This window comes from Pedococcus sp. (assembly GCF_036554925.1).
Lineage (GTDB): Bacteria > Actinomycetota > Actinomycetes > Actinomycetales > Dermatophilaceae > Pedococcus_A.
In genome coordinates this window covers 1-10,228 of the sequence record NZ_DATBMI010000064.1, presented here as the reverse complement: position 1 = coordinate 10,228, position 10,228 = coordinate 1, and the positions used below count along the sequence as shown (strand labels likewise).

The 10,228-nt window shown below is 70.5% G+C and carries 9 protein-coding genes and 1 pseudogene; all 10 read left to right on the top strand.

What is annotated here, in order from left to right; translation table 11 throughout:
* Positions 1–201, top strand: a 201-nt coding sequence (locus VIB11_RS05430; protein ID WP_332029120.1) for an ABC transporter permease, incomplete at its 5' end; no start/stop codon positions are given.
* A 2-nt stretch (positions 202–203) separates the two neighbouring features.
* Positions 204–1,547, top strand: coding sequence for an MCE family protein (locus VIB11_RS05425; protein ID WP_332029118.1), 1,344 nt, complete (start codon positions 204–206; stop codon positions 1,545–1,547).
* Positions 1,544–2,563: an MlaD family protein gene (locus VIB11_RS05420; RefSeq protein ID WP_332029116.1), complete on the top strand. Its 1,020-nt coding sequence runs from the start codon at positions 1,544–1,546 to the stop codon at positions 2,561–2,563. Before VIB11_RS05425 ends, VIB11_RS05420 begins: the two co-directional genes overlap by 4 nt.
* Positions 2,560–3,537, top strand: a complete 978-nt coding sequence (locus tag VIB11_RS05415; RefSeq protein WP_332029114.1) for an MlaD family protein — start codon at positions 2,560–2,562, stop codon at positions 3,535–3,537. The genes VIB11_RS05420 and VIB11_RS05415 overlap by 4 nt, the downstream gene beginning before the upstream one ends.
* Entirely contained in the window at positions 3,537–4,772 is a 1,236-nt protein-coding gene (locus VIB11_RS05410; RefSeq protein ID WP_332029112.1) for an MCE family protein, read from the top strand. The genes VIB11_RS05415 and VIB11_RS05410 overlap by 1 nt, the downstream gene beginning before the upstream one ends.
* The gene (locus VIB11_RS05405) at positions 4,769–6,040 is read left to right on the top strand and encodes an MCE family protein (protein WP_332029110.1); all 1,272 of its coding nucleotides are present in this window, start codon (positions 4,769–4,771) and stop codon (positions 6,038–6,040) included. Before VIB11_RS05410 ends, VIB11_RS05405 begins: the two co-directional genes overlap by 4 nt.
* A complete protein-coding gene (locus VIB11_RS05400; RefSeq protein WP_332029108.1) occupies positions 6,037–7,317 on the top strand; it encodes an MlaD family protein in 1,281 nt (426 codons plus the stop codon). Before VIB11_RS05405 ends, VIB11_RS05400 begins: the two co-directional genes overlap by 4 nt.
* Positions 7,314–7,952, top strand: a complete 639-nt coding sequence (locus tag VIB11_RS05395) for a hypothetical protein (RefSeq protein ID WP_332029106.1) — start codon at positions 7,314–7,316, stop codon at positions 7,950–7,952. The genes VIB11_RS05400 and VIB11_RS05395 overlap by 4 nt, the downstream gene beginning before the upstream one ends.
* Positions 7,936–8,652: a hypothetical protein gene (locus tag VIB11_RS05390; protein WP_332029104.1), complete on the top strand. Its 717-nt coding sequence runs from the start codon at positions 7,936–7,938 to the stop codon at positions 8,650–8,652. Before VIB11_RS05395 ends, VIB11_RS05390 begins: the two co-directional genes overlap by 17 nt.
* A gap of 396 nt (positions 8,653–9,048) precedes the next feature.
* Positions 9,049–10,228: pseudogene (locus tag VIB11_RS05385) on the top strand (DNA-directed RNA polymerase subunit beta); the annotation flags it as partial.

Below are 10,228 nucleotides of genomic sequence, written 5' to 3'. Positions count from 1 at the left end.
TTCCTCAAGGTCATGGTCTTCGCGGTCGTGATCATCCTCATCCACTGCTACTACGGCTACACCGCGTCCGGCGGCCCGGCTGGGGTGGGCGTGGCAGTCGGCAAGGCGGTGCGCACCTCCATCGTGGCCATCAACATCGTCGACTTCTTCTTCTCGCTCGCGGTGTGGGGCGCATCGACCACGGTCAGGATCGCGGGGTAGGGATGTCGAGCCAGCACACCGAGCAGGGCGTCGGGCCCGCCAAGGGGTTCATGTCGAGACTGGGCAACCACGCCTACGGGGTGGCCTTCCTCGTCGTGGTGGCCTCCCTCATCGGCCTGTCGGTCGCCTCCTTCAAGAAGGTCTTCACCGACGTGGTCATGGTCTCGCTCGAGACCGACCGGGTCGGCTCCCAGCTGCAGGAGGCGTCCGACGTCAAGCTGCGGGGCCTCATCGTCGGCGAGGTCCGCTCGGTCGAGACGACGGGGCGGGGCGCACGCCTCGGCCTGGCCCTCGACCCGGCGATGGTGCCGCAGATCCCCGCCGGCGTCAGCGCCCGCCTCCTGCCCAAGACGCTGTTCGGTGAGCGCTACGTCGACCTCGTGACCCCCGAGGGCGATGCGGGCCGGCCGATCCGGGCCGGCGACGTCATCGGCCAGGACCGCACCACCGTCGCGATCGAGCTCGAGCGGGTCTTCGAGGACCTCCTGCCCCTGCTGCGCACCGTACGCCCGGAGAAGCTGGCCGCGACCCTCAACGCGCTCGCCACGACGCTCGACGGCCGCGGCACCCGGCTGGGAAGGAACCTCGTGCTCGCGGACGCCTACTTCAAGGAGCTCAACCCCCGGATGCCCACCATCCAGGCGGACATCTCCGGCCTCGCGGACCTCGCCAGCACGTATGCCGTGGCCGCGCCCGAGCTCGTGAGGGCGGCGAAGGCGCTCGTCACGACGAACACCACGATCGTCCAGAAGCAGGACTCGCTGCGGGGCTTCTTCGCCGGCACCGCCGGGTTCGCCAACACGACCGCGACCTTCCTCGAGGGCACGGGCGACCGGATCATCCGGGCGGGGCGGGTCGGCCGGCCCAGCCTGGCGCTGTTCGCGAAGTACTCGCCGGAGTACCCCTGCGTGGCGACGGGCCTCGCGAACTGGGTGAAGAACATCGACGGGGCGTGGCGGAACGACGCCTTCCACATCACCCTCGAGATCACGCCGCAGCGGGACGGCTACCGGCCCGGCGAGGAGCCCGCCTGGGGTGAGAAGCGAGGACCGAGCTGCTTCGGGCTCCCCGACCGGGTCGGGAGCCAGAAGAACCCCCGCCCCGGTGTGCGCTTCGACGACGGCACCAACGGCACCGGGAGCAGCGCCGGCAGCGCCCTCCCGTCGGCGTTCACCGCGAGCAGCGGCCTGGCGATCACCGAGCCCGGCTCCGGACTGGCCGGCACGGCCGAGGAGCAGCAGGTCGTCGCCGCACTGCTCTCGCGCGACGGCTCGGGCGAGCCGTCGGCCATCACCACGCTGCTCGCCGGCCCCATGCTCCGCGGAGCGGTGGTGAGCCAGCGGTGAAGACCTCCGCGAGCCTCGCCAAGCTCATCGCCTTCGCCGTGGCCACCCTCGTGGCCACCGGGACCCTCGCCGCGACCATCGCCAACATCCAGCTCGGCGACAAGGCCACCTACAAGGCGGTCTTCGAGGACGTCACGGGCGTCGCGGCCGGCCAGGAGGTGCGGATCGCGGGCGTCCGGGTGGGGGAGATCGAGAAGGTCTCGGTGCACCCGGACCGCACGAACGCGCTCATCGAGTTCACCGTGGCCAAGACCAGTGTCCTCACCCAGGGCACGGTGGCCACGGTGAAGTACCGCAACCTCGTGGGCGAGCGCTACCTCGCGCTCACGCAGGGCGTCGGCGACTCGGCGGCCCTCAAGGACGGCGCCACGATCGGCCTCGAGCGGACCCAGTCGGCGCTCGACCTCACCGTGCTCTTCAACGGCTTCAAGCCGCTCTTCGCGGCGCTGTCACCCAAGGACGTCAACGAGTTCTCCGCCGAGATCATCGCGGTGCTGCAGGGGGAGGGCGGCAACATCAACTCGCTGCTGGCCAAGACGGCATCCCTGACGTCCACGCTCGCCGACCGGGATGCCGTCATCGGCCGCACCATCGGCAACCTCAACGCGGTGCTCGCGACCGTCGACGAGCACGACGCGGCGCTGAAGAGCCTCATCGACCAGCTGCAGCGCTTCGTCTCCGGCCTCGCCGCGGACCGTGCGACCATCGGGGCCTCGCTCAGCAACATCAACTCCGTCACCGCGGAGACCGCCGACCTGCTCAAGGTCACGCGCCCGGCGATCCAGGACGACATCGCCAGCCTGCGCCGTCTCTCGGCCGGGCTGAACAAGCCCAGGAACACCGCGACCTTCGAGAAGTTCCTCTCGACGTCGCCGGAGAAGATCACCCAGATCACCCGCACGGCCAGCTACGGCTCGTGGTTCAACTTCTACCTGTGCCGCTTCGACGGCACCGTCCAGCTGCCCACCGGGCCAGTCAAGCCGTCGTATGCCGTGTCCGCAGCGAGGTGCTCGTGAGCGTCCCCTTCCGTGAGCGCAACCCCGTCCCGATCGGGGCGGTCGGCCTGCTCGTCATCGCCGTGCTGCTGGCCCTGGCCTTCAACGTCCAGAGCCTTCCGCTGATCGGTGGCGGCGCCAGCTACCGGGCGGCCTTCAGCGAGGCCGGCGGGCTGATCGAGGGCGACGACGTCCGGATCGCCGGGGTGAAGGTCGGCAAGGTCGAGTCCGTCGACCTGGCCGGCGACCACGTCCGCGTCGACTTTCGCATCACCGAGGAGGTCGCGTTCGGTCCGCAGACCGCGGCCTCGGTGCGGATGAAGACGCTCCTGGGGCAGAAGTACCTCGCCCTCGAGCCGAAGGGCAGCGGGCAGATGAGGGAGGGGGCGCAGATCCCGCTGGAGCGGACGGTCTCCTCCTACGACATCGTCAACGCCTTCACCGACCTCGCGCAGACCGCCGAGCGCATCGACACCGACCAGCTCGCGACGTCCCTCGACGTCATGGCCGGCGAGTTCAAGGACAGCCCGCCGCACGTGAAGGCGGCCCTGAACGGCCTGACCCGGCTGTCGCGGACCATCGCCTCGCGCGACGCCGAGCTCAAGCGGCTGCTGGCCTCCGCCAACCGGGTGAGCGGGACCGTGGCCGAGCGCAACAAGACCCTGGAGACCCTGATCAAGGACGCAGACCTCCTCATGGTCGAGCTCGACGCGCGGCGTGAGGCCATCCACACCCTCTTCACGAACACCTCGGCGATGGCCCAGCAGGTCACGGCGCTGGTGCGCGAGAACCGCGCGGAGCTCAAACCGGCGCTCGACGAGCTGACGAAGGTGCTGGCCGTGCTGCAGAAGCACGAGAAGGACCTCAACGACACGATCGCGGCGATGGCGCCCTTCACGCGGCTGTACTCGAACGTGCTGGCCAACGGGCGCTGGTTCGACACGTACATCGCGAACCTGACCGTGCCCGTGGGTGCACCGGGGGTGGGTCGGTGATGCGCCGGGCACGCGTGGCCCTGCCCCGCCTTCCCCGGCCCGGGCTGGTCGCCAAGATCGTCGCCGCACTGGCGCTCGTCGCCCTGGTGGCGGGCGGGTACGCCTTCTGGCCACGCGAGGACCGCGTCCGCGTCACCGGTGAGTTCCAGCGGGCCGTGGGCCTCTTCCCGGGCTCGGACGTGCGTGTCCTCGGCGTCCAGGTCGGTGAGGTGACCGCGGTGACGCCCCAGGGTGACTCGGTCCTGGTCGAGTTCGAGTTCGACCGGCAGTACTCCGTCCCGGCCGACGCCAAGGCGGCCGTCGTGGCGCCCTCCCTGGTGAGCGACAGGTACGTCCAGCTCTTCCCGGCCTACCAGGGCGGCCCCACGATGGAGGACGGGGCGCGTATCGGGCTGGACCGCACCGCGGTCCCGGTCGAGCTCGACCGGATCTCCCAGAGCCTCGACGACCTGCTCGTCGCGCTCGGCCCGGAGGGCGCCAACAGGGAGGGTGCCCTCTCGCGGCTCCTCGAGACCGGGGCCGACAACCTCGAGGGGCAGGGGCAGGCCATCCACGACACGAACCGCGACCTCTCGCGCGCTCTCGAGACCCTCTCCGGTGGCCGGAACGACCTCTTCGGCACCGTGAAGAACCTGCAGTCCTTCACCTCGATGCTGGCCACGAACGACCAGCAGGTGCGCCGGCTCAACAAGGACCTCGCCACCGTCTCGACGCAGCTCGACGCGGAGCGCGACGACCTGTCCGCTGCCCTGAAGAACCTCGCGATCGCCCTGAACGAGGTGTCGACCTTCGTCCGCGACAACCGGTCCGGCGTGAAGACCAACGTCGCCCAGCTCGCCTCGGTCACCTCCACGGTCGCCAAGCAGCGCGACGCGCTCGCCGAGACGCTGACCAACGCCCCGGTCGCGTTGAGCAACCTCCAGAACGCCTACAACCCCGCGACGGGCACCCTCGACACCCGCAGCAACATGGAGCAGTTCGACGACCCGGCCCTGCTGCTGTGCTCCCTCGTCACCGGCCCGACCGGTACGGGCAACACGGACCTCTGCAAGAACATCGACGGACTCGTCAGCCCCCTCGCGGACGGCCTGCAAGGAGGCTCCAGCGTGAAGCTCCCGGTCAACCTGCTCTCGGCCGTCCCCGGAGGGGGCTCCGCTCCTGCCACGGGGCAGGGTGGCGCGGTGGTCCGCGGAGCGGACCCGACGCTGGGCGGCCTTCTGGGGGAGGGGCGATGACCGCATCCACACGCCGTGTGCCGCTCGCGCACCCGGGCCGCGCCGCCCGGCGCCGCGCTCGCCACGTCGTCGTCGCGGCCGCCACCGCTGTCGCCCTGACCGGGTGCCAGGGCGCGTACGACCTGCCGCTGCCGGGGGGCGCCGCCGCGCACGGCGACGTCTACCGGATCACCGCGGAGTTCCGCGACGTGCTCGACCTGGTGCCGCAGTCGTCGGTCAAGGTCGACCAGGTGACGGTGGGCGCCGTCGAGGAGATCGAGCTCAACGGGTGGACGGCGCGGGTGACCCTGCGGCTGCCCAGGAAGGTCCGGCTCCCCGACAACGCGACCGCCGAGCTGAAGCAGACCTCGCTGCTGGGCGAGAAGTACGTCGAGCTGGCACCCCCGAGCGGGGCCGAGGCCCAGGGTGAGCTGGGGGAGGGTGACAACATCCCGCTGGACCGCACGAACCGCAACCCCGAGGTCGAGGAGGTCCTCAGTGCGATGTCGCTGCTGCTCAACGGCGGCGGCGTGGCGCAGCTGAAGGTCATCGAGACCGAGCTCAACAACGCGCTGAGGGGCAACGAGGCGGAGATCAAGGACCTCATCGGGCAGCTGGACACCTTCGTCGGCGGACTCGAGGAGCAGAAGAGCGAGATCGTCAGGGCCATCGACGGGATCGACCGGCTCTCGGCGCGGCTGGCCGCCCAGAAGCAGGACATCGCGGCAGCCCTCGAGACCATCCCCGGGGGGCTGAAGGTGCTCGCCGACCAGCGCCGCCAGTTCGTCCAGATGCTCCAGGCGCTGAACCGCCTCGGCGCCGTCGGCACGGAGGTCATCCAGCAGAGCAAGGCCGACACCAAGGCCAACCTCGAGGCGCTCGCGCCGATCCTCGCGCAGCTGACCAAGGCGGGCGACGCCCTCCCGGCCTCGATGCAGCTCCTCCTGACCTACCCGTTCTCCGACGGCACCCTCGGCGCGATGAAGGGCGACTACACCAACCTGCACGTCACCGCCGACCTCAACCTGCGCAACCTCGCCGGCAACCTCGGCGTGCCGACGACCCCGCCCGGCGGGACCCCGACGCTGCCGATCGACCCCACGTTGCCGATCGACCCGGACAACCCCCTGCCCGACGTCACCCTGCCGGGCCAGACGCCCAGCTCCCCCTCGACGAGCCCGGGCGGCGGTGGCATCTGCCTGCCGGGGGTGACCTGTCAGGGCTCGTCCCGATCCCAGGGCTCGTCCGACGGCTCGTGGCGCTCGCTCTACTCGGGAGGCCAGGGATGATCCGCCGCTCGGTCAAGGTACAGCTCGTCGCCTTCCTGCTCATCACGCTGGTGACGGTCTCGGTCCTCTCCGCTCGCTACGTCGGTCTCTACGACCGGGTGGCCGGGGGCCAGTACCTCGTGTCGGCCGACTTCGCCGAGTCCGGCGGGATCTTCGTCGGCTCGGAGGTGTCCTACCGCGGCGTGCAGGTCGGTCGCGTCGAGCGGCTCCGGCTCAGCGACGACGGCGTCATCGTCGACGCCCGGATCCGCCGTGGGGTGCAGATCCCCAAGGACACCGTCGCGGTCGTCGAGAACCGCTCGGCGGTCGGCGAGCAGTACCTCGACTTCCAGCCCCGCACCGAGGGCGGGACGATGCTGGCCGACGGGGACGTGGTCCCCCGCAGGGACACCCGCTACCCGCTGCGCGTCGACACCCTCCTGTCGGACTTCGACCGCACCATCGAGTCGGTCGACAAGCGGGACCTCGCCACGGTGGTCGACGAGCTCGGCACGGCCTTCGCCGACGGTGGCGCCGACCTCCAGCGACTGCTCGACAGCGGCGACGCCCTGACCCGGGCCGCCACCGAGGCCCTGCCGGAGACGGTCCGGCTCATCGACGACGGCCGCATCGTGCTCGACACGCAGCGCGAGACCTCCGAGGAGATCACGACCTTCTCGACCAACTTCGCCAACCTCGCCGAGACCCTCGAGGCCTCCGACTCCGACCTGCGGCTCGTCCTCGACCGTGGCGCCGTCGCCTCCAAGGAGCTCGACCTGCTGATCCGCGAGAACCAGGGCAGCCTGTCGACCCTCCTGGCCAACCTCATCACCATCGGCCAGGTCACCACGGCCCGCGTCGACGGCATCGAGCAGCTGCTCGTCACCTACCCCGACGTCATCGCGGGCGGGTACACCGTCGTCCCCGGCGACGGCACCGCCCACTTCGGCCTCGCGCTGTCGCAGGAGCCCAAGGTCTGCAAGCAGGGGTACGAGGGCACGAAGCGGACCGACCCCAACCAGACCACGAACCTCCCGCCGGTCAACACCGGCGCCCGGTGCACCCTGCCGCGCGGCTCGGCCAGCACCGTCCGCGGTGCCCAGAACGCCCCCGGCCCGGCCCGCTCCGGCAGCGCGCGCTCGGCGGTCCCGCTGGCGATCGGCGGGCAGCCCGTACCCCCGGGCGCCTCCGCGTCGTTGGGCATGGCAGCACCCGACGTCTCGGTGCCCCTCCCACCCAGGGGAGGTGAGCAGGACGGGCCGTCGTGGCTGTGGATCATGAAGGAGGCTGCTCGATGAGCACGATCACCACCCAGGCCGGGAGGGCGGTGAAGGCTTCCCGGCTCCGCTGGCGCGGGGCGGGGAGGACAGCACACGAATCGCACGAGACACACCAGGCGCACGAGCCGCACACCGACGCGTCGGACGTGGCGGCCACGGCCCGCACCGCACGGCTGACCCCGAAGGGCGTCTGGGTCCTCGTGGCGCTGCTCCTCGCGGGAGCCGTCGGCCTCGGTGCGACCCAGGGGCGCGCCGCGTATGCCGCGTACCGCACCGACCGGGCGGGCGCCGAGGCGCTGGCTGCCGCCCGCCAGCTCGGTGTCAACTTCGTCACCGTGGACTACCAGCAGGTCGACCGGGACACCGCCCGCGTGAAGGCCGGGGCCACGGGGACGTTCCTCGAGAGCTACACGAGCTCCGTGGCGGAGCTGAAGAAGGTCATCGTCCAGAACAAGACCGTCTCGCGCGCCGAGCGCACGGAGGCCGCGCTGGTCACCGGTGACCTCGACTCGGCAGTGGCGCTGGTGGGAGTCGTCGCCCCGACGACCAACACCTCGGTCCCGGACGGTGAGAAGAAGACCTACCGGATGCGCCTCGAGCTCCGGAAGGTCAGCGACGCGTGGAAGGTGGAGAACCTTGAGTTCGTCGGCTAGGAGCGCCCGGCGCCGGGTCGCGGGGGAGCGCTCCCGCCACCGGTCGGCGGAGACCAGTGCACCACGCACCCCCGCGGCGCAGCCCCGTCCGCAGAGCCCGGTCGCGCGGCACACCCCGGGGGCGGAGTCCTCCACGTCCCGAGCGGTGGTGCAGGCCCCGGCAGCCCCCGAGGCTGCGCCCGAGGTCGCTCCCGCCGAGGCGTCGGGGCGCGTCCACGGTCGTCGGTCGCGCCGGATGCTGGCCCCGGTCATCGCCCTGGCGGTGGCGGTCCTGCTGCTCGGCGGCGTGGCGGGCCTGAGCCTGGCCGCGCCCGCGGGCCAGGCCGGTCAGACCCGCGCCGCCACGAGCGCCGCGCGCACCGCCATCGAGCAGATGCTGAGCTACAACCACGCGAGCATCGACGCCCAGGCCGCTCGGGTCGAGACCCTCCTCACCGGTGCCTTCAAGAAGGAGTTCGCCGCCGCCATGGACTCCGACATCAAGCCGCTCGCGGTCAAGAACAAGACCGTCGTCCAGGCCAAGGTGTCCGACATCGGCGTGATGGAGCAGGCCGAGGGCCGGGTCAAGGTCCTCGCCTTCGTCAACCAGGCCACGGTGGGGGCGGACCAGAAGCAGCCGGCGATCGACCAGAACAGGGTGATCGCCACGCTGTCGAAGGTCGGCGACCGGTGGCTGGTCTCCGACGTCCAGGCCTTCTAGCCTGCCGCCGGCAGGTCGCTGACCTGCACGAACACCCTGCGCGCCGCGCCAGTTCCGACTGGCGCGGCGCGCCGGTGTCTGCGAACACCTTGACGGGGCGGGCCGGGGCGGCCATCCTCATGTTCCGTCGCGTGGACCTCTCGGTCCCGACTCCCGTCGACAGACGACGTGCCCCGTCAGGTGGCCCGCTGGACACGGTTGGACGATCATGCCCTTCTCACGTATGCTGTCGCTTTGCGCTGCCCTTTGTCGTCGTCCCCTCCTGTAGTCCGCCACCTTTCGTCGTGCCCTACGGCACGATCCCGGTACGGCCTCCGCGTGGGTGCGTGAAGAGCGGACAGCATATTTCGGTTTCGACCTTGTGTTCTACAAGACAGGCCCGTGGAAGGACCCTCCTTGGCTGCCTCGCGCAACGCGACTCAGACTGTGTCCACTGCACGGACGGCTTCCGGCCGTCTGTCCTTCGCGAAGATTCGCGAACCGCTCGAGGTCCCCGACCTTCTGGCGCTGCAAACGGAAAGCTTTGACTGGCTGCTCGGCAACGAGCGCTGGCAGGCCCGTGTTGCAGCGGCCAAGGCCGAGGGCCGCACCGATGTCCCGGACCGCTCCGGCCTCGAGGAGATCTTCGAGGAGATCTCCCCGATCGAGGACTTCAGCGGCTCCATGTCCCTGTCGTTCCGCGACCACCGCTTCGAGGACGTCAAGTACTCCATCGAGGAGTGCAAGGAGCGCGACCAGACCTACTCCGCACCCCTGTTCGTGACGGCGGAGTTCATGAACACCACGACCGGCGAGATCAAGAGCCAGACGGTGTTCATGGGCGACTTCCCCCTCATGACCGAGCGCGGCACCTTCGTCATCAACGGCACCGAGCGTGTCGTGGTCTCCCAGCTCGTCCGCAGCCCGGGCGTCTACTTCGAGCGCACGCCCGACAAGACCTCCGACAAGGACGTCTACACCGCCAAGGTCATCCCGAGCCGCGGTGCCTGGCTGGAGTTCGAGATCGACAAGCGCGACATGGTCGGCGTCCGCGTCGACCGCAAGCGCAAGCAGTCCGTCACGGTGCTGCTGAAGGCCCTGGGCATGTCCGAGGCCGAGATCCTCGAGCACTTCGGCGACTACGAGTCCATGCGCCTGACCCTGGAGAAGGACCACACGGCCGGCCAGGACGACGCGCTGCTCGACATCTACCGCAAGCTGCGCCCGGGCGAGCCGCCGACCCGCGAGGCGGCCCAGACCCTCCTGGACAACCTCTACTTCAACGAGAAGCGCTACGACCTGGCCAAGGTCGGCCGGTACAAGATCAACCGCAAGCTCGGCCTGAACGACGAGCTCGGCCACTCGACGCTGTCCCTCGACGACGTCGTCGCCACGATCAAGTACCTCGTCGCCCTGCACAACGGCGAGACGACCCTGGAGGGTGCGACCGGCGAGTTCGTCGTCGAGGTCGACGACATCGACCACTTCGGCAACCGCCGCCTGCGCAACGTCGGCGAGCTGATCCAGAACCAGGTCCGCACCGGCCTGTCCCGCATGGAGCGCGTCGTCCGCGAGCGCATGACCACGCAGGACGTCG

Excerpts from the sequence above, each read along its gene's own strand:
- VIB11_RS05425 (WP_332029118.1), top strand. The coding sequence starts at position 204 with ATGTCGAGCCAGCACACCGAGCAGGGCGTCGGGCCCGCCAAGGGGTTC.
- VIB11_RS05410 (WP_332029112.1), top strand. The coding sequence starts at position 3,537 with ATGCGCCGGGCACGCGTGGCCCTGCCCCGCCTTCCCCGGCCCGGGCTG.
- VIB11_RS05405 (WP_332029110.1), top strand. The coding sequence starts at position 4,769 with ATGACCGCATCCACACGCCGTGTGCCGCTCGCGCACCCGGGCCGCGCC.
- VIB11_RS05400 (WP_332029108.1), top strand. The coding sequence starts at position 6,037 with ATGATCCGCCGCTCGGTCAAGGTACAGCTCGTCGCCTTCCTGCTCATC.
- VIB11_RS05395 (WP_332029106.1), top strand. The coding sequence starts at position 7,314 with ATGAGCACGATCACCACCCAGGCCGGGAGGGCGGTGAAGGCTTCCCGG.